General features: G+C 56.3%; 14 protein-coding genes. 5 read left to right on the forward strand and 9 right to left on the reverse strand.

All coding sequences use genetic code 11. The annotated features are described in order from the left end of the window. Window positions 1-13 precede the first annotated feature (13 nt). The 6 genes from FDY93_RS10000 to FDY93_RS10025 all read right to left on the reverse strand — a co-directional run bounded on the left by FDY93_RS10000 (window position 14) and on the right by FDY93_RS10025 (window position 10,455). Window positions 14-1,156 (reverse strand): family 16 glycosylhydrolase, encoded by a 1,143-nt coding sequence (locus tag FDY93_RS10000; RefSeq protein WP_246068539.1) that lies wholly within the window; start codon window positions 1,154-1,156, stop codon window positions 14-16. Window positions 1,157-1,404: 248 nt separating this feature from the next. Then, a complete protein-coding gene (locus FDY93_RS10005; RefSeq protein ID WP_138235599.1) occupies window positions 1,405-2,565 on the reverse strand; it encodes a helix-turn-helix domain-containing protein in 1,161 nt (386 codons plus the stop codon). A gap of 7 nt (window positions 2,566-2,572) precedes the next feature. Beyond that, window positions 2,573-4,231: a glycoside hydrolase family 43 protein gene (locus tag FDY93_RS10010; protein ID WP_138235600.1), complete on the reverse strand. Its 1,659-nt coding sequence runs from the start codon at window positions 4,229-4,231 to the stop codon at window positions 2,573-2,575. Between the two features lie 8 nt (window positions 4,232-4,239). Continuing rightward, window positions 4,240-5,781: a tryptophan halogenase family protein gene (locus FDY93_RS10015; RefSeq protein WP_138235601.1), complete on the reverse strand. Its 1,542-nt coding sequence runs from the start codon at window positions 5,779-5,781 to the stop codon at window positions 4,240-4,242. After that, entirely contained in the window at window positions 5,778-7,334 is a 1,557-nt protein-coding gene (locus FDY93_RS10020) for a tryptophan halogenase family protein (RefSeq protein ID WP_138235602.1), read from the reverse strand. Before FDY93_RS10020 ends, FDY93_RS10015 begins: the two co-directional genes overlap by 4 nt. Before the next feature lie 85 nt (window positions 7,335-7,419). Then, on the reverse strand, window positions 7,420-10,455 hold the full coding sequence (locus tag FDY93_RS10025; protein WP_246068540.1) for a TonB-dependent receptor: 3,036 nt from the start codon (window positions 10,453-10,455) through the stop codon (window positions 7,420-7,422). A 487-nt stretch (window positions 10,456-10,942) separates the two neighbouring features. Between FDY93_RS10025 and araD1 the strand changes: the two genes are divergently transcribed. Further along, entirely contained in the window at window positions 10,943-11,938 is a 996-nt protein-coding gene (araD1, locus tag FDY93_RS10030; RefSeq protein ID WP_138235604.1) for an AraD1 family protein, read from the forward strand. Between the two features lie 75 nt (window positions 11,939-12,013). Here araD1 and FDY93_RS10035 read toward each other — a convergent pair whose 3' ends face one another. After that, window positions 12,014-12,763 (reverse strand): FadR/GntR family transcriptional regulator, encoded by a 750-nt coding sequence (locus tag FDY93_RS10035; RefSeq protein WP_138235605.1) that lies wholly within the window; start codon window positions 12,761-12,763, stop codon window positions 12,014-12,016. 389 nt (window positions 12,764-13,152) lie between these two features. On the opposite strand from FDY93_RS10035, the gene FDY93_RS10040 reads away from it, so the two are divergent. The 4 genes from FDY93_RS10040 (at window position 13,153) to FDY93_RS10055 (ending at window position 17,543) form a co-directional block, all read left to right on the forward strand. Beyond that, window positions 13,153-14,535 (forward strand): MFS transporter, encoded by a 1,383-nt coding sequence (locus FDY93_RS10040; protein WP_138235606.1) that lies wholly within the window; start codon window positions 13,153-13,155, stop codon window positions 14,533-14,535. A gap of 96 nt (window positions 14,536-14,631) precedes the next feature. Beyond that, entirely contained in the window at window positions 14,632-15,609 is a 978-nt protein-coding gene (locus FDY93_RS10045; protein ID WP_246068541.1) for a glycoside hydrolase family 43 protein, read from the forward strand. 107 nt (window positions 15,610-15,716) lie between these two features. After that, on the forward strand, window positions 15,717-16,544 hold the full coding sequence (locus FDY93_RS10050; RefSeq protein ID WP_171018954.1) for an MOSC domain-containing protein: 828 nt from the start codon (window positions 15,717-15,719) through the stop codon (window positions 16,542-16,544). A gap of 30 nt (window positions 16,545-16,574) precedes the next feature. After that, entirely contained in the window at window positions 16,575-17,543 is a 969-nt protein-coding gene (locus FDY93_RS10055) for a questin oxidase family protein (protein WP_138235608.1), read from the forward strand. 208 nt (window positions 17,544-17,751) lie between these two features. Here FDY93_RS10055 and urtE read toward each other — a convergent pair whose 3' ends face one another. Continuing rightward, window positions 17,752-18,447: an urea ABC transporter ATP-binding subunit UrtE gene (urtE, locus tag FDY93_RS10060; protein ID WP_138235609.1), complete on the reverse strand. Its 696-nt coding sequence runs from the start codon at window positions 18,445-18,447 to the stop codon at window positions 17,752-17,754. After that, the gene (gene urtD / locus FDY93_RS10065) at window positions 18,444-19,202 is read right to left on the reverse strand and encodes an urea ABC transporter ATP-binding protein UrtD (protein ID WP_220446161.1); all 759 of its coding nucleotides are present in this window, start codon (window positions 19,200-19,202) and stop codon (window positions 18,444-18,446) included. The genes urtE and urtD overlap by 4 nt, the downstream gene beginning before the upstream one ends. Window positions 19,203-19,269 lie beyond the last annotated feature (67 nt).

Genomic DNA, 19,269 nt, shown 5'->3' on the forward strand with positions numbered 1-19,269 from the left:
TTGAAAAATGGCTCTACCACCAATAGATGGAGGCCCATGGAAAATCTCCGGCAGTGGCTTCAAAAACGTAGTAGTCGCCGGCCCCTTTCGGCGGCAACGGTGCACCGGGACTAGTTACCGCTGCCCCGGAGCCGTTCACCGTCACGGAAATTGTGCGTCCGGAAAAGTTCGAAACACCCCAGCCGGAAATTGAATCCTGTGTATGGAAACCGTAGGCGCCACTGGTGTTGAAATTGCCTGACTGGCCGCCGGATATCACCGGGTATGCGCCGCCGCCCGATCCACTGGAAGATGAGCTGCCGCTGGATGAACTGGAAGACGAACTGCCGCCGGAAGAACTTGACGATGAACTGCTGGACGATGAGCCCGAGCTACCGCCACTATCTCCTGGAGGAACACCATTAAAGCCTTCCTGCCCCTCGTGGGTCAGAGACAGCACCAAATAGCCGTTGACGGTTGTCGCGTTGGCCGGAGCAAAATCCGCGCGGTTTTCCGCGAAGGTCCAGTCAGCCACTCCCCAGCGACCGCTGTCAAATGCGTTGAAATCATCCCGCCACTCGAAAGTGAACCCGGCACCGTTCCAACTGTGATACTCCACCCAGTTGACGAACATATGCACTGGAAGGATGCTGTCGTTCCAGGGGCCAACCCAGGAGGGAATATTCGGTGGCCAGAAATTGAAACGAGCCTGGGATGGGTTGATCAGGTCGCCGGCTTGGCCGCCCTGCGTTTCGCGCACCAACTGCCCATCAACCAGCCAGCGAACCCATTGCGGCGTCCATTCTATGCTGTAGGTGTGGTAGTCATCGGCAAGAGACACGCCAGCGTTGTGCACCTGCTCGGAAGTGATCCGGTTGTCCAGGCCGGTAATGATGTTGCTTTGCCATGAGCGGGCCTGGTTCTTACCAAAGACTTCGATGTCGACCTCCTCCCAAGTCACACCCGCAAGTTCAGACCCTTCTTTCCACAGGAAAAAATTCGAGATGATCCCGCTGCCTTCAGCCGCACGCATCCGAAACACATACTTACCGTAGAGTTGGCTGTTGTTGGTAAAAACTTCCGCGGCCTTGTATGGTTTGGCGCCAACTGCCAAAGACCCAAGTACCGCGACGGCTATTAATGCCGTCCGTAATACAAGAACGGTTGAATGAAACACGTTTTCTCCTCCCTGGAGATGTGAACAATCTTTATCGGAACCTGAAACCGCCTTCTGTATCCGCCTGGGTACAACTCCGATACGCCCGGCGCTACTCAGGTAGTTCAGACCTCCTTCGCCTGTACTACATAAGACGAATTGTCGGTCAGACGATGGCTCCCAAAGCCTGATACGGCTGCCGCAGCGGGTAAAGCTGCAATTTTTGCCGAACAAAAATTGAGACGCATAGCAAACCCATAACACCACACTCAATCAGGCAAGCCGGACAGGCAGCGGCGCCGGAATTCCGTCGGCGTAACACCGGCAAACTTCTTAAAGAACCGATTGAAGGTGGCCTTGCTGTTAAACCCGGATTTAGACGCGATATCGAGTACCGATTCGTCGCGATTCGCGGGATCGGCCAGCCCGATTTTTGCCTCCTGCACGCGGTAGCTGTTGACGTACTCAAGGAAATTACACCCGTATCGGCTCTTGATCGCCGAAGAAACCTGGCGCGGCGGCAGTTTTACGTGCCCGGCAAACTCTTCTACGGTGAGCCTGGGATTGAGAAACAGTCTGCCGCTTTCCATCGCGGCACAGATTCTCTCGATAAGACTCTGATCCATCGGCGCAGGGTCTCCACGGCTGGTATTTTTACCTGGCCGGAGGCCTCCGAGGAGGCCCGAGCCAAGCAGGCTGTAGAACATCAGAACAGTGGTCAGCAAAACGGTCATGTAATTGCCGGTGATTCCCATCACGTTACTGGCATCAACGGACCGGAATACACTCCATATGTGCGCGGCCAAACTCCAGATCCAGACCAGTAGGAATCCTCCGATCAGCAAGTGCAGCCAGACGAAAATGCTGTTCTTGCTGATCGAACGTTGATGTTTGGGCAGCACAAGATCGCGCGCAAGCAGAAAAAAACAGGCAATTCCGTAAACCACAACCATTGCTTTTTGCGCCAACCAAAAAAGATCGTGATACCCGCCCGAGAAAAGGAAAACGCTCTTCCCCAGAACCAGGTTAATTTGGACATCCGCGGGGTAGCGATGGTACACAAGGAACAGATACAGCTGCGCGGTAGCCGCCGGAATCAAGTGCAATGCATGCAAGCGGCGAAATGAAGATTCGCGAAAAATTACCGCACGCGTATAAAAGTAAAGCGCCGGTCCCAGCAAAAAATAGGCGAACCCAAAAAGAAAAAACAGGTCAGGCGAGACAAAAAACACCCAAAAACAAAATACTTCACCCCGGCATATTAGCGTATCGATCGCGATCAGCATGTTCATAAGCATAAAAATTGCCATGAGGGAGTGCGCCAAGCGCCGATTGCTTCTGTACGCAAAAAACAGCATTGCCAACATGCCGCACTCACCAGCGATCAACAGGAGTGCGACATCATGAATATTGAAGACAATACCGTTCATATTGAGATCATCGCTCTAGAAGCGTATCCCCATATAGTGCCAGGCTAAAATCGCCTGCTCCTTGTACGTTTTTCATTGGTGACCGGTCGTAATAAGCCGTACCGTCTGCGTAGGTATCCGACTTTGTCCTGCGCCAGAAAAGTGGCGCCGAACCACGCACACCCTGCAGCTCCAACACATAACGTTTACCCGCATGCAATACCGGCTGACGGCTTTCCTCCAACCGCAGTTGAAGCAATCCCTGCGCCTGCGGTACGTAATTAATCTTCAATCCGTCATCCGGTCCCAGCAGATTCTTTCCTGTCGCATAGGAGTCAGCGAGGTGTCCGCCTGCGTCGCCTTCATGAAGTTCATACAAGGCTAAAGTTACAGGTTCAGATTCAGTGGTGCCGAGTCCATCTCCGGCGTACAAGTTGATTTCGCGTAATCTGAAATCGACATCCGGACGGAACGCCTGCCCCAGAGTGGCAGCACCACTATCGCCACGATTAAAACTCTCCGGGACGATTGCCGTCTGGTAAGGATCAGCGGTGGTCTGTAATACCGGTGTTCCTTTCCATCTTGTTGCCGCAGTTGCCGTATTTTGCGCGACATGCACATCGCTTTTTACCTCAGCCAAAGGGCCCGCAGGATTGAAAACCGGCCCTTGGTAACTTCCGGGCGGATCGGGCGGCAAACTCACGCCCTGCTTCGTTTGAGGGATCGGTTTGATGGTCCCGTCTTCGTTGTAGTAAAGATGCTGAACGGCAACAGAGCGTCGTCCCATGGCTCCGGGGACGCCATCAATTGAAAGCTTGGCGTCGTGGTAAAAGAAGTACCATTGGTCCTTGTATTCGACGATGCCTGGATGGATGGTAAAACTATTTTCGGTGCGGTCGGTGAGAATGCCCTGGTAGGTCCATTCACCCGTGATTCGAGGCGCCGTGGCATAGCACATTTTTTCATACATATTCTGATGCGCGAAGCAGGGATAGGTCAGGTAGTACACATCCTCGCGCTTATGCAGCCATGGTCCCTCGGTATAGTTGGGCAAGTATATTTCCTGAATCGGCCCGTCAAATTCGATCATATTGGCCTTTAGCCTGGCCAGATAAAGATGCATGTTTCCCCAGGCGATCCAGGTCGTGCCGTCGTCGTCCGTAAACACAGTCGGATCGATATCATCCCAGTCATGCGGGTCTTCCGGCGTGGGGGTTATTGCGTCGTGAACCAGGGCGGAACCCCTGGCATCCTTGAACGGCCCCAAGGGTGAGTCCGCAACGGCAACGCCAATGGCCTTGGCGTTGTGCGGTGGCCCATGCTCCACCGTCGTGTAAAACCAGAACTTGCCGTCTTTTTCGATCACCTGGGAAGCCCAGGCATCCCTGACCGCCCAATCGAAATCCGTAGGCTTCATGACCGACCCGTGAAAGGTCCAGTTTTTCATATCCGTAGTGGAGTAAACGACCCACTCAGTGATATTGAACATCTGGCCTTCGCCTGCTTCATCGTGGCCGACATAGACGTACAGCGTATCGCCAACAACCAGAGGGGATGGATCGGCGGTAAAAATATTTCTGAAAATTGGGTTCTCACCAGACTTGAACGTATTGGCAACCCCGGATACGGAGTAAGTTGTACAAACAGACAACATTAATAGCGTGCAAAGAATTTTATTTTTTTTCATAGTGATACTCATACGGCGCAATGGCGATCAATGTATTCCTGGTGAATAAGTAGAGTGCTTGCCGTTTTCGCAACGGCATTTTTCAACAAGCGCATGTGATGGATCAGAGTGTCTGCAGGTATGCGATCCACCAAGGTATCGTAGTTTCGCGGATGGATGCCCTGTCCGAGCATCACCGCCAACCAGCTGTGCTCGCTGAATAAATCTTCCGGATCCGGGATGATCCGCCCATGGGCGCGAAACATATCCAACCTGCCTGCGAGGGTATCCGGGATCGCCATATTGCTGACATAGCGCCAAAACTCGGAGTCCTTGCGCTGAGCGGCGTGGTAATGCAGTACGATAAAATCGCGAATGCGCTCGTAGTCGGCACACATCGCCCGGTTGTAGTGCGTCACTTCCGCAGCGTTGATGCCACATCCCGGCCACAGGTTGATCAACCGCTGGATACCCACTTGTGCGAGATGGATACTTGTTGATTCCAACGGTTCGATAAAACCACCAGCAAGGCCGATGGCAATGCAGTTTTTCTCCCAGAAAGCACGCCGGTGACCGGTACGGAAACGCAAAGGCATAGGTTCTGCAAGTGATGCGCCCTCGGCGCCGTCGAGGAGCTGCCGGTGGGCCTCGTCCCAATCGATAAAGTCACTGGCAAAGACATAGCCGTTGCCGTTGCGCTGCTGCAGCGGAATCCGCCAGCGCCAACCCGCCCGGTCTGCGGTGGCCCGGGTAAACGGCGTCGGCAGCCCGGTCCGCTCGGTAGGCAATGCGAGCGCGCGGTCGCAGGGCAAATAGTGACTCCAGTCGACAAAATCACTACCCAAAGCATCTCCGATTAACAGCGATCGAAAACCGCTGCAGTCGATGAACAGGTCGCCGGCAAGTACCCGCCCGTCCCCTAAACTTACCGACCGGATCATGCCAAGCTCCGGATCCCGCATCACGTCAACGACTTTCCCTTCCACCCGGCTGACGTTTCTTTGCTCGGCGTAGCCCCGCAGCAACTGTCCATAGAGACTGGCATCAAAGTGATAGGCGTGGCGCATGGTCGAAAGAATGGTGTCACTCCCGCCATTCGGCGGAGAGAACCGTCCCTGGGCCGCCGCCGCTGAGCAGAGGTTGTAATCGTGAATGCCACCGGCGGCGTCGGGCGGCGCCGTGCCGTTCGCCGACATGGCTTTTAATCGCAGCCACAATTGATGAAAGGCAAATTCCGGCGTGTCGCGACCAAACAGGCCGAACGGGTGGAAGTAGCGCTCCCCCGCACCCAGCCAATCGACGAATTCGATCCCGAGCTTGAAGGTTCCCCGGCAATACCGCAGCACGTCGTTCTCATTGAGCCCCAGAAAATCATTGAATTTAATCAATGTGGGAATGGAGGCTTCGCCGACGCCGATTACACCGATCTCCTCCGACTCCACCAGGGTGACGGACAAACCGGCGGGCGCCATACGTGCGATGGCTGCGGCACACATCCAGCCGGAGGTGCCACCGCCGACGATAACCACGCGCTTGACGTGCGCCGTATCAGGCTGCACATTCGGATTCATGGTCGCGCCTCCCGCGAGGGATGGAAGCCGCTGGCAACCACCTGGTCCACCAGCGCGCGGTGCGCCGGCATAACACTGATCGCCTTCTCGCTCTGGCGACGAATGCTGTCGAACTCACGCTGCGCATCTTCATAGAAACGCAGCGCCCCGGCTCGGGGGCCGATATCGGTCTTAAATCCCATGCCGTAAAGAATGTACTGCCAGCTGGTCTCATCAAAGATATCGTGGCTCGCATCCACATCGAGAAACGACGGCGGCCGGTGCCGCCATTGCGCCAGTCGTTCTTGCAGACTTTCGGACATAGAGGAAGACGCACGATTATCGTGCCAGAATGCAGAGTCCGTCCGCTGACTCAGGCAATAGTGCATTTTGATAAAGTCGATCACGTGCTCGTAGCGGGTGGTCATCTGTGCATTGAACTGCTTTGCGGCCAACTCGTAATCCCCCGACCAGGGAAACAGACCGCTGAGAATCAGCGCCGCGACTTCGGCAAAACTGATACCGGTAGCCTCCAGTGGCTCAATGAAGCCTGCGGACATTCCTATAGCGACGCAGTTCTTGTGCCATTGCGTTTTGCGAAATCCCGCCTCGAACGACAATTTTCGGTACGGCAGCTCGTCGGCATCAGGCCCCAGATATCGATACAGTGCCGCCAGTGCGGCGTCATCGCTACAGTGATCTGAAGAATAGACGTGACCGATACCGCGACGGTTTTGCAGTCCGATATCCCAGATCCATCCGCTGTTTTGCGCACTGGAGTAAGTGCAGGATGGAATTGGCGTGTCGGGCCGGTCGTAGGGTACCTGTATGGCCAGGGCGCGGTTGCAGAAAAGCTGATCGCGATAGGAAGTAAATTCCGATCCCAGAGCCTCACCGATCAAGCGCGCGCGGGAACCGCTGCAGTCTATATAGAGATCCGCGCGCAATTCTCCGTTCTCCCGCGACTGCAATGAAGCGATAGCGCCATGCTCGTCCAAGCGAACTTCGTCGATGGTGTCGACAAGCCGCTTTACACCCAATTGCATCGCGCGGCGGCGAACCACAGCGGCAAACTTCACCGCATCGAAGTGGTAGGCATAATTGAGTGGACCGTCAAAGTTCGAGTGGGTAATCAACTTCGGCGCACGCATGGCCGCAACCACACGCCCCTGTACCGTACTGGCCTCCGCCCACGGCACTTCGCCGGCGACACCGAGCAGCCAGTAGGGCAAGAGGTCCATATCCGTGTGTTGAGCGTTCACTTGAAATGGATGAAGGAACCAATCGTCGTTTCCAGCATCCGGATTGGACTTCCATCCCTGAAAGCGGATGCCCTGCTTGAAGGTGGCGTTGGCCTCCCGAATCAAGTCTGTTTCATCAAGACCAATGCGACTGAGCGTCCTGCGAATAATCGGAAAGGTACCCTCACCAACACCGAGGATACCAATCTCCTCCGATTCCACGAGCGTAATCGACGCACCGCCGGGGAGGTCCGCAGACAGCATCTGTGCGAGGTAGGCCGCGCTGATCCAGCCTGCGGTCCCTCCCCCAACAATAAGGATCTTTCTGGTCATTCCGATTCCCCAAGTCACCGTCGCCCCGCGCCGACAAACACGGCGCGGGGCGACGCGGCGCTCCGAAAAGCGCCGGTTCCGTCATTTAGAATCTGATGCCCAGGTCCAGACTGTAGCGACGGTCGGAAATGAAATGACTCCGGGTGACAAACTTGCCCGGTAGGACTTCCATTTCCGCTTCCGTAATCTCGTCGGTGATATTCGCCACGTTGAACTTGAGGCTCACGTTCTCAGTGAACTGATAAGCGATACTGCCGTCGAGACGACCATCGGCTGCACCGTACACGGGCAGCGAGTACTGGATCGGATCAGCAGATCCCGGAATGGAATAGCTATTGGTGGTACTGGAATCGTTTGTCGTGATCAAATAGCGATCGCGCCACTGCCAGGACAGACGCGCGCTGAATTTATCCCAGTCGTAAAGCATCGTCGCGTTGTAATTCAGCTTCGACATGCCGGGAAGCGGTAGCCCGGTCATGGTGGCTCCGGTCATATCAAACGCCAGCGAATCCGGTGCACTGCTGTCGATGTAGGTAACATTGGCATCGATACCCAGACCGCTCAACCGTCCCGGCAGGCTATCGAAATAAGTACGCCCTCCAAGTTCAATCCCTTTTACGGTCGATGTTTTGTACGAGTTAATTCTCGCTGCACCGTTAATCGGCCCATCTACAAATACCATTTCACCGCTGTCTGTACTGACAGACATCGGCTTGTCCGCGCTGAAAACATCGGCTGCGGTGTAGTCAACATCGTTGTAGAGAACTTTGTCGTCAATCGCCTTGTGGAACAGGGCCATATGCATGGTTGTACCGCGACTTGGATACCACTCAACGGAGAAGTCTTTATTCAGCGAAATCTCCGGCTTGAGGTTGGAATTTCCGGAGGTATAGCCATAGCCGCTAAAAATACCGGGCAATCCGGATTCACTTCCCCCACCGTAGGGATTCTCCACGGAACTGATTCCCGCGTTACCTTGAGCGCGGATGTCGCCGTAGTTGGGCGGCGTCAATGTCTTCGTCAACGCAAAGCGGAAAATCCAGTTATCGAATGGAGCGAACTTGATATTGAACGAGGGCAGGAAATAGTCGCCGGTATAACTTTCGGTACGGTCAAAAGAACTGGGCACACTGGTCAGTGTCAGAGGCAACTCTTCGTCCGGATGCGCTTCTCGCCACGCTTCCAGATTATCGATACCGCCAATCATTTCCAGCGAAGCCGCCGCATCCTCCAGACTCTGGTAGTAGGTGGCCCCACCGCCGAAAACGAAGTTCCCCACACTCTCCACCTCGTTGCGCACATAGCGCATACCGACATTACCGGAGAAGTTCAGGAATGGATTCGCACTGGTATTCTCGAACCCGACCATGACATACGCCGATTGGGTATCCGGTCTCGTGGTGCTGAAGCTGGGCTGAAGTCCAAACGTCGGATCCACAGGATTGCCGTAGAGGTAGGAACTTTGCGTTGGGTCGCTGCACTGGACCGGTAAATCGGGCGCACATGCCGCATAGGTGTTGAGCACCCGCTCGAGCTGACTGCCTTTTAGAACGGAAGGATCGGCGACATAGGCAGACGTCGGTGCATCGACATCGCCCTTAAAGAAATCTGAAAACTCCTCGAGCCGGAAATCACCTTCCTGCGCCGTGGCAACGAACGTTTGTGGCACTCCGTTCCAACCGCGCCCCGATGCCGACCACCAGGTGCCGACGAAACTATCGGATTCCTTGCGGCGCGCGACCCGCGCACCTGCAGCAGCTTTCTTGAAGAAGCCGTTGTCAAAATCGTAACTCACGTCGAGGGTGACCGCGTCGGTGCGGGCCTCGTTGTCCTGGTTCAGCCAGGCAAAATTGGAGAGTCCGGTGGTCGCCGGGTCCGCCTGAAACGACCCGTCAAAGCCGATTCTCGGGCTGGAACCGCTGGCGTTGATATACTGCTGAACCACGCCGGGACCATTGAGGCTGATACCGTACTTGGATGTGTGCGATTCGGTTTCGACGTGTTGGTAGGTACCGCGCACCTCCCACGGGCCGGACGCATAGGTAAACCCCTGGCTGAAGTCGCGAGCCTGGTTTTCAGAAGGCGTGTGGTTGCTGGTACTGCCAACGGTAATACCAGTTGCCGGGTCCGCGCTGTTGATAATGGACCCGCGCACGAATACGCCGTCGTCATCGACCACACTGCCATCGGCCAAACCGATACTGGTACTGACCGGAGAGATGTATTGAGAATCGCGGACACTCTCCCTGCCAGAAATAAAGGTAGTGTGGAAGAATTCAAGTTCCTCCGTGGGCCGCCATTGAACTGCACCGTAAAAACCCTTGCGCGTCCGTTCAAACTGGTCGCTGCCGGCAAAGAACCCGCCCGGTGCAAACGCTCTTTTCCCTTGATACTCGGTCTGGAAATAAGGCTGGAAGCGGGCAAAGCTATTCTGGGATTCAATGCGCGAATAGGCGCCATCGACAAGAACGCCGAATTCACCGATGTCGGTATCGAAGCGTGTAGAAGCCAGAATCGAGGCGCTCGGGGAGGTTTTCTCTGAGAAATCGCCGTAGCTGCCAGACACCGCGGCACTGACTTCCGTGCCATCGAAATCGAACGGCATATGTGTCTGCAGGTCGATGGTGCCGGCAACACCCCCCTCAATCAGATCCGCCCGGCTGGCCTTGTAGGTAGTGACACCTTTCAACAGTTCCGGGCCAATGTCAGACCAGCCTAGACCGCCCTGAAAAACTTCCCGTCCATTGATTAGACCTTTGGTTCCACTCAAACCGCGGATCTGAAGCCCGGAGCCTTCAAACGTAAACTGATCCGGCGAGCCGGCGGACCTGACCCGATTTATGGTAATGCCCGGCACGCGCTGCAGAATTTCCAGGAGCGAAGTACTGGGGACTTTACCCGCCTCATCCAAAACAATGGAGTCACTGACGGTATCCGATGCACGCTTTAGCTCCAACGCCGTCTCAAGGGACCTGCGCTGAGCGGTGACAGTGACCTCTTCAATGGAATCGGAGTCGATGGCGGCGCCACCGCTTTCGGAAATAACTTTGGGAGCGCCACCCTGATCGCTCGCCTCTGTACCTTTGACTTCTTGCGCCAGTAACGGTGAAGCGCAGGCCATGATCGCTGCGGCCAGCAATGAGCGCCTGAACAACGGGCCCGGACGGGCAGAACTATTTATGAGAGTGTCGGAAGGGGATAACGAGTGCTTATTCTGCATTTTTTTACGGCAGCCAGCGCCGGGACAGCCCCAGGTGGCAGCCCTCTCCTCTTTTCGCTATTTGCCGCTGCCGCCCCTTTGTCACAACCCCAGGGCTTCACGACGGCATGATTATTATTGATTTAACACCACGGATGTTACCGCTACCATTTATACTTACAGAGGGCACCACCAAATGTCAATATTATTGTATGAATATTTGCACGACCCGTATAAAGTGCGAGCTGCCCTGTATTCGCCATTGGCGTAATCGTCTACGAGGGGATCAGTAGACAGCGGATTCCGTATCCGCAATTGCAATAAGTATTACAATAATATATAAAAATCATCCGCCTCCGTTCCAGCGGCGATCCTTGAGGCCCGTGCAAATAATTAAGGGAAAACAGCGATGAGACTGATCCAATTCACCACCGAATCCGGCCAGCGCGCAGTAGGCGCCGTGGTCGACAACAACACCGTCGAACAATTGAAAGACGTGGAGACCATTTACCAGTTGGCGCAGCGTGCAATAGACAGTGCTACGGGCCTCGAAGCACTGGCTACCGAACTGCTTTCCGATATCCGCCTGGACTACCAGAAAATCATCGATGAAAGCCGCCTTCTCGCCCCCATCGACCACCCTGAGCCAACCCGGATGATGGTGGCGGGCACCGGCCTCACCCATCTGGGAAGTGCCGATACCCGCGCGGCGATGCACGCGCAGAATTCCACCAACAAGGTGGAAGACATGACCGACACAATGAAAATGTTCAAGATGGGAGTTGAAGGCGGCAAGCCGGCAAAGGGGGAAACCGGCGTGCAGCCGGAGTGGTTCTACAAGGGTGATGGAGACAGTGTGGTTCCTCCGGAGGCCTCCATTCCGAGCCCTTCTTTTGCATTGGACGCCGGCGAGGAACCGGAAATTGCCGGTATCTACATCAACGATGCCGGCGGTAATCCCTGCCGAATCGGCTTCGCCATCGGCAATGAACTCTCAGACCATGTCACCGAGCGGCAGAACTACCTGTACCTGGCTCACTCGAAGCTGCGCCACTGCTCGTTTGGACCCGAGTTGTTACTGGGCGATCTGCCCAAACATATCGAGGGAACATCGCGCATCGTGCGCGGTGAAGAGGTGATCTGGGAAAAGAACTTTCTGAGTGGGGAAGACAACATGTCGCACACCATTGAGAACCTGGAAGATCACCACTTCAAGTACCACAACTTCTGCCGCCCGGGACACGTTCAGGTTCACTTCTTTGGCACCGCCACACTGAGTTTCGGCGATGGTATCCAGCCTCAGGCTGGCGATCGCTTTGAAATTGAGTCAGAAACCTTTGGCCGCCCGCTGCGCAATTCATTGAAGGTGGTAGAGCGCGTGATTCCCAAAGTAAAAACCCTGTAACGATTTGCTTTTCCCCGCAAAAACAAAGGGCAGCTCATTGAGCTGCCCTTTGCGCATTCGCCTGGTACGGCCAGATCAGACCGCCATATCCACCTTGCCACCGCCGTCGTCATCCGCCAGATGGTCCAGCGCCTTGCGCACGGATTTGGACAACAGGGATTTCATTTCAAAGCGCGCACGTTCGGAGTCGCGGTCGCGGATTCCCAGATACACTGCATAGTGTCCCGGCAGGGACGCCTGATAGGCGGATTCCTTGGAGCTGCTGATACGAAAGAGTCCCATCAACGCAGTCTTGATAGACTCGCCGAGGGAAATCATAAATTCGTTGTTGGTGCCCCGCAGAATCGCCATGTGGAATTCGATATCTGTCAGGATGACCTGCTCAGTGCCGGGTTCCGCCGTCTCCATCGCCCGGTAGGCCTTTTCCATTGCCTCAATCTGCTCGTCGGTCGCCCGCTTGGCGGCAAGCGCAGCGGAAGTGGGTTCGATCATTTCGCGCACCTCAAACAGGGAGCGCAAAAATTCCGGGGTGGGCGTTGAGTCAAAGCACCAGCGCAACACATCGGAATCGAACATGTTCCAGAACTCCCGCGGGCGTACCCGGGTACCCAGTTTCGGGCGCGACTCGATCAGGCCCTTGGCGGTAAGAATCTTGAATGCCTCCCGCAGTGCCGTGCGGGACACATTCAGCTCTTCGCCGATAGTGGCCTCGTTGGGAATATACGCACCGGGTTCGTAATACCCGGTCACAATGCGGGTACCCAGTTCATAAGCCACCCATGCATGCACGCTGCGCGGCCGATTTTCCCTGATTTGTTTAACCATAATGCTTGCCTTAACTGGTGCTGCCAACCGCGAGTTCGCCGCACGATCACCCTGTACCGCTCTGAAACTGCATTTACCTTACTTTATGACGAATCCGGTCACACTCCGCGCATCCGGAACTGCATGAAAACTGGTACGATCAAAGCGCTTCTATGCGCTACCGAGCGGCAGGATATTGAAGTCCAACCCACGAAGCGGGGCTGAATTGCGAAATGTACGCCTATTTCCGGTCAGATAAAAGCCGCGGCCGGGACATACCATCGGTTCGAACCTGCTCTTTGACTTTAATACTACAATAATATATATATCGTTGTCGCGCCCAAACAGCAACTTGGTGCGCGTGGCTCACGCGGCAAATACAGCGATATAAAGATAAGAGAGAAAGCACCATGCAACAGTCGAACAAGTTGTCTGTGGTGGAGAAAGTCGGCTTCGGTGCCGGCGATATGGCGGTGAACGTGATGATCGCGGCCATGTTCTACTTCATGCAGTACTTTTATACGGACATTTTTGGCCTCAAGCCCGTCCATGTTGGAACACTGTTCCTCGCCGCGCGCTTTGTCGATGCGCTGAGCGATCCCCTGATGGGCCTGATCACCGACAAATTCAAAGGCCGCCACGGCCGCTTCCGTCCCTGGTTCCTGTATTTGTCCGTGCCCTATGGCTTCGCGGTCTTCCTGCTGTTCACCACCCCTGATCTCGACTACAACGCCAAACTGGTATGGGCCTACGTCACTTATCTGTTCGCCACGCTCATGTTTACCGGCGTGGCCATTCCGTACATTTCCTACATCGGCGTACTCACCAGCGACCCACAGGAGCGCCTGTCGGCCAACGGCTATCGCATGTTCTTCGCCAAGATTGCCAACGTCATCATCGTCGCCTCGGTGCCGGTATTGGCGCAGTCCTGGGGCGGCAACGACGTAGCCAAAGGCTACCAGCTCGCCATGGGCTTCATGTCTCTGGTGGGCGTATTGCTGCTGATGATGTGTTTCGCTACCACTCGCGAACGCGTCGAGCATCAGGTGGACCAGCAACCTCTGTCGCAACAACTGAAACTGCTGCTTAAAAACGACCAGTGGCTGATCCTCGCCGGTGCCTGCATTCTTGGCACTATCGGCTATGCCCTGCGCGGCGGCGTCGCCTTTTACTATGCCATTTACTATCTCGGCGGCAACGACGCCCTCGCCGCCCAGTTCACCAGTGCCGGTATCGCCGCTTCCATCGTTTCCATGGTCGCCTCTACCTGGATCACCAAGCGCTTCTGCAAAATCAAATTGTTCAGCTGGTCGCAAATGCTCGTCGGTGCCATCAGCCTGCTCATGTTTTTCGCCGTCTCCCCCGGTGACATCGCGCTCGCCTTTGTGCTCTACATAATTCTCTCGTTCGTCGTCGACCTGCACGCCCCCATCTTCTGGTCCGCCATCGCCGAAGCCGTCGACTACGGCCACGTAAAAAACGGCCAGCGCGTCAGCGGCCTCGCCTTCGGCGGAATCTCCTTCTGCCAGAAGGCCGGTGCCGGCCTGGCCGGATTCATTACCGGCTTGCTACTCACGTATTTCGGCTATCAGGCCGGAGAAACCCAGAGCGAATTTACCCTCACTGGTATCGCGCTGATGCTGACGATCATTCCCGGTCTGTTTCACTTTCTATTGGGCTTATTGATGCGCAGGTTTGTGATTACCGATGAATTCTACAAAGTGTTGAAAAATGGGAAATTGAATCCGGAAGACGAGCCTGAAATAGAACCGGTCCCAGCCACATCAACCTGAATAGCAAATATTGGATAAGTAATCTGAATTTTCCGAGAAGGTGGCGACACCGCCACAGAACCAGTTAAGAAAGACTCGATGTAGTGGAGTAACAAAGTGATCCCAGAAAAAACCGCAGAACCATTGATCAAGCCATTGATCGAACAACGCGCCGACCCGTATATCTACAAGCACACCGACGGCAACTACTACTTTATCGCCTCGGTGCCCGAATACGACCGCCTCGAACTGCGCCGCGCCAGCACCATCGCCGGCCTCGTCGATGCGGAAAAAATCACGGTCTGGACAAAACCCGACAGCGGCCCCTACTCCGACCTCATCTGGGCTCCCGAAATCCACCATGTCCACATCGAAGGGCAGCAACCCACCTGGGCCATCTACTTCGCCGCAGCACCGTCGCGGGAAATCAAACACGACCTGTTCCAGCACCGCATGTACGCGCTGACCACCACCGACGCCGACCCCATGCAGGCTGAGTGGTCCCTGCAACAGGTGGACTCCGGCATCGACAGCTTCTGCCTCGACGCCACCGTGTTCACACACCAGGGCAAACACTACTATCTGTGGGCCCAGAAAGGCCCCGATATTCCCGGCAACTCCAATCTCTACATCGCCGAAATGGACAGCCCCACCACCATCGTCGGCGAGCCGGTACTGCTGACCAAGCCGGAATACGACTGGGAAGTGATCGGTTTCCTCGTCAACGAGGGCCCAGCCGTCATCAAGAAAAACGGCCGGATCTTTATCGGCTACTCCGCCAGCGCCACCAACCACAACTACTGCATGGGCCTGCTGTGGGCGGATGAAAATGCAGACCTGCTGAATCCGGCGAGCTGGGAAAAATCCCCGGTACCGGTATTACAGAGCTGCTATGAGCGCGGTATCTATGGCCCGGGCCACAACAGCTTCACGGTATCCGAAGACGGCAGCGAAGACATTCTGGTGTTCCACGCCCGCACCTATACCGAAATTGTCGGCGACCCCCTGTGGGACCCGAACCGTCACACCTTTGTAAAAACCATCTGCTGGAACCACGAAGGTTTCCCGGAATTCGGCAAACCTTCAGAACCGTGATTTCCCCCCCGGTGGCAGACACCGGGGCCTTTAACAGCACAGGTCTTTTTTGTTCCGCCACTTGTCTATACCCTAGCCATCTCCAGTCATGTGTTCAGGAGCCAGTGGTGGAAATTTCCGCTCTGTATCACTTCCCGGTCAAATCCCTGCAGGGGCACAAATGCAAGTCTCTGCCGCTGGACCAGTATGGTGCCGTCAACGACCGCCGCTGGATGCTGGTGGATGCGGACAACCAGTTCGTCACCCAGCGTCGCCTGCGCGCCATGGCGCAACTCAAAGCCACCGCGACCAGAGACGGGGTGCGATTTGAAAATCCCGAGGGCCTGCACCTTGAAATCCGCCAGCCCGGCCGCGAAGCGGAGTTGAAGACGGTGCGCGTGTGGCACGATGACGTTACCGCCCGCGACGCCGGCGACGACGCCGCGCACTGGCTGAGCGAACAATTACAGTCGCCTGTACGCCTGGTCGCCATGGGTGATGAATTTCGCCGCCCACTAAAGGCCCCGCGCGCCGACCGCCAGGTTGGCTTCGCCGATGGCGCACCGCTGCTGGTGATCAGCCAGGCGTCTCTCGACGACCTCAACAGCCGCCTGCCCGAACCGGTATCCATGCTGCGCTTTCGACCCAACCTGGTAGTGAGCGGCTGCGAACCCTTCGCCGAAGACCACTGGAAAACCCTTACCGTTCATACCCACGACGGTCCGCTGGTGTTCGACTGCACCCATCCCTGCGCCCGCTGCGCCATCCCAGGCCTGCACCCGTTTACCGGCCGCGCGCAGAAAGAGCCCTTGCGCACCCTGGCGAGTTACCGGCGCTGGGCGGACGGACAGATCTATTTCGGCATGAACCTCGCCCCAGACGCCGCCACCGCCGCGCGGCTTGGGGACGAGAATCCGCCCACCATACACTTGAGCGACAAAGTGGAGGTCCGCTGAGAGCCGACCATCGACGAACGGGGCCCTTGCATGAGCATCACCCGCGACTGTGCACAACTGCTGGAGGCCGGCAGCCGCTACCACGTGCACTATGGCGATCGCCTCGCCAACCACCTGCCCATGGTCCTGATCGCCCTGGACAAGCTGGGCGCGCGCCCCGTGCAACTCAAACACGCCTTCGACCGCAGCACACCACATCTGCAATTGCGCCCCGGCAGCCCCGTAGAAGAAATCACAGAACCCGCACACTGCCGCAACCGCGACGACCGATTCCCCAGTGCACTGCACGACTACGAACAGCAGCTCCGGCAATTCGGCATCGCCAAATGCCTGCAGCGGGAACTGCCCGCGCTGCTCCCCGCCATCGCCACCGCCGCCTTCCACGGCCTTATCCGCACCGCTTACGGCGTCGACGCGCGGCACCTCGAGGAAATTGCCATGGGGCTCGCCTACTGGAACCTCGACTATCACGAGCTGAACAGCAGCGACAAACAAACCCCCGCCGCCGCGGCCGACATCCTCCCGCGACTTGCGCAACAATATCCCGACATTGCCATTGCACCGGGCAATATCGCCGACCACATGCACGCCGTCACCGGCCAGCCGGGCTGGATGAGCACCCCAATCCAACCGCAACTGCTGGGACTCGAAGACATCGCCTCAGTAGCGATCACAGCCTACCTTGGAACCAAAGACTTCACCCTGCTCCACGGCGTCACCGGCTGTCACGCGCTGCGCCTGATACTGCCCTACTGCAATGACAAAGAAGTTGCGCTGCGCTTTTTCTGGCAGGGACTGGTGATCGCATATCTGAGTACCGGCCCGAAAGCCATTCAATCAATTGAACGGGACGAGATAAAAAATATTCCGCAACGTCAGACGGAAATCAGGGACAGGGCGCTGAACAGCGACGACGACCATGTCATCAAGCTTGCGTACAGTGCATTGGAAGAATTTCACTATTACGGTAAAAGCGAGTATCTACAGATTTTTAACTGAAAAACACAGCCAGCAATAGTAATTAAGTACTCACAAGTTCAAATCGAAGGTGCCGATACCGGGTGCTTTCTTGTGAGACCTTCAAAAACATGGATGTTTTTGCAGAGCCCCCATGGATGGGTGCACGGCGTGTCTCACAAGAAAGCACTCGGTAGCGGAACCGCCACTTAACCATCTACGAAGCACCCACCCACAATGCCCGAATTAACTAAACCGCCAGATACTGCCGAATCAACCCATCATCCAGATTCGCCATCTTATCCGCCGCCACCACCGAGCCTTTCTGCATCAAGCGAAACTCCCGCCCCACCCGACGCGCAAACCCCAACTTCTGCTCCACCAGAATCACCGTCAACCCATCCTCGGCATTAAGTTGCATCACCACATCCCCAATCTGGCGAACAATATTCGGCTGAATCCCCTCATTCGGCTCATCCAGAATCAACACCTTCGGATCGATTACCAGCGCGCGGCCAATCGCCAACTGCTGTTGCTGGCCGCCCGACAAATCCCCCCCACGCCGATGCAACATATCCCTCAACACCGGAAACAACTCAAAAATCCGCTCGGGAATCCTGCGTAAACCATCCCGCCGTGCCGGCAACCCGATCTGCAGATTCTCCTCCACCGTCAACAGCGGGAAAATGTCCCGTCCCTGAGGCACATAGCCGATGCCCATTTTGGCCCGCGCCTGCGCCGCACTGCCTTCAATGGGTCTTCCCTCAAACAGGATCTGTCCACTGCTCGCCGGCAACAGCCCCATCAGACACTTCAACAGCGTCGTCTTTCCCGCCCCGTTGCGCCCCATAATGCAGGTGCAGGAGCCGCGCTCGATCTCCAGATCCAGATTCCACAGAATCTGCGTGCCGCCGTATTTCTGGTTTAGCTGTTCGATACGGATCATGCTCCCTCCCCCAGATACACCTCGACCACATCCCGGTTGTTCTGCACCTGATCCATGGTGCCCTCCGCCAGTACCGACCCCTGGTGCAGCACCGTCACCGTGCGCGCGATGCTGCGCACAAATTCCATATCGTGCTCCACCACAATCACCGTGTGTTTTCCGGCGAGCGACGTCAGCAGCTCCGCCGTGCGCTCCGCCTCTTCCGCCGTCATCCCCGCCACCGGCTCATCCACCAGCAACAGGCGCGGTTCGGCGGCGAGCAACATGCCGATTTCCAGCCACTGTTTCTGTCCGTGGGACAGTGCACCCGCCAGTTGATGGCGTGACGATTCAAGACCGATGATGCTCAACACCTCGTCGATGCGGTCGCGTTCACTGCCAGACAATCTTGCGGTGAGCGCTCGCCATACCCCCTTGCCGCAGCGCAGGGACAGCTCCAGATTGTGGAACACCGTATGCGCCTCGAATACCGTCGGCTTCTGGAATTTGCGGCCGATGCCGAGCTGCGCGATTTCCGCCTCGTCGTGGGCCAGCAGATCGATATTCTGGCCGAACCAGGCACTGCCACTGTCGCAGCGGGTCTTGCCAGTGATGACATCCATGAGTGTGGTCTTGCCCGCGCCATTGGCGCCAATCAGGCAGCGCAGCTCGCCGTCGTTCACGTACAGGTTTAAATTGTTCAGTGCGCGAAAGCCGTCGAAGCTGACATTCAGATCCTCCAGATAGAGAATGATGTCTTTCGACACATCCACCATGCGCCGGCGCGGAATCAGGAAAGGCCAGGTGGTATCCCGGCGCATGACCTCACGCGCCTGCCCAGCC

The sequence above is a fragment of the Microbulbifer harenosus genome (assembly GCF_005771435.1).
GTDB lineage: Bacteria > Pseudomonadota > Gammaproteobacteria > Pseudomonadales > Cellvibrionaceae > Microbulbifer > Microbulbifer harenosus.

Coding starts and splice junctions, on each gene's coding strand:
- FDY93_RS10005 (WP_138235599.1), bottom strand. CDS start 2,565: ATGAACGGTATTGTCTTCAATATTCATGATGTCGCACTCCTGTTGATC.
- FDY93_RS10010 (WP_138235600.1), bottom strand. CDS start 4,231: ATGAAAAAAAATAAAATTCTTTGCACGCTATTAATGTTGTCTGTTTGT.
- FDY93_RS10015 (WP_138235601.1), bottom strand. CDS start 5,781: ATGAATCCGAATGTGCAGCCTGATACGGCGCACGTCAAGCGCGTGGTT.
- FDY93_RS10020 (WP_138235602.1), bottom strand. CDS start 7,334: ATGACCAGAAAGATCCTTATTGTTGGGGGAGGGACCGCAGGCTGGATC.
- FDY93_RS10025 (WP_246068540.1), bottom strand. CDS start 10,455: ATGGCCTGCGCTTCACCGTTACTGGCGCAAGAAGTCAAAGGTACAGAG.
- araD1 (WP_138235604.1), top strand. CDS start 10,943: ATGAGACTGATCCAATTCACCACCGAATCCGGCCAGCGCGCAGTAGGC.
- FDY93_RS10035 (WP_138235605.1), bottom strand. CDS start 12,763: ATGGTTAAACAAATCAGGGAAAATCGGCCGCGCAGCGTGCATGCATGG.
- FDY93_RS10040 (WP_138235606.1), top strand. CDS start 13,153: ATGCAACAGTCGAACAAGTTGTCTGTGGTGGAGAAAGTCGGCTTCGGT.
- FDY93_RS10055 (WP_138235608.1), top strand. CDS start 16,575: ATGAGCATCACCCGCGACTGTGCACAACTGCTGGAGGCCGGCAGCCGC.
- urtE (WP_138235609.1), bottom strand. CDS start 18,447: ATGATCCGTATCGAACAGCTAAACCAGAAATACGGCGGCACGCAGATT.
- urtD (WP_220446161.1), bottom strand. CDS start 19,202: ATGGTGGATGTGTCGAAAGACATCATTCTCTATCTGGAGGATCTGAAT.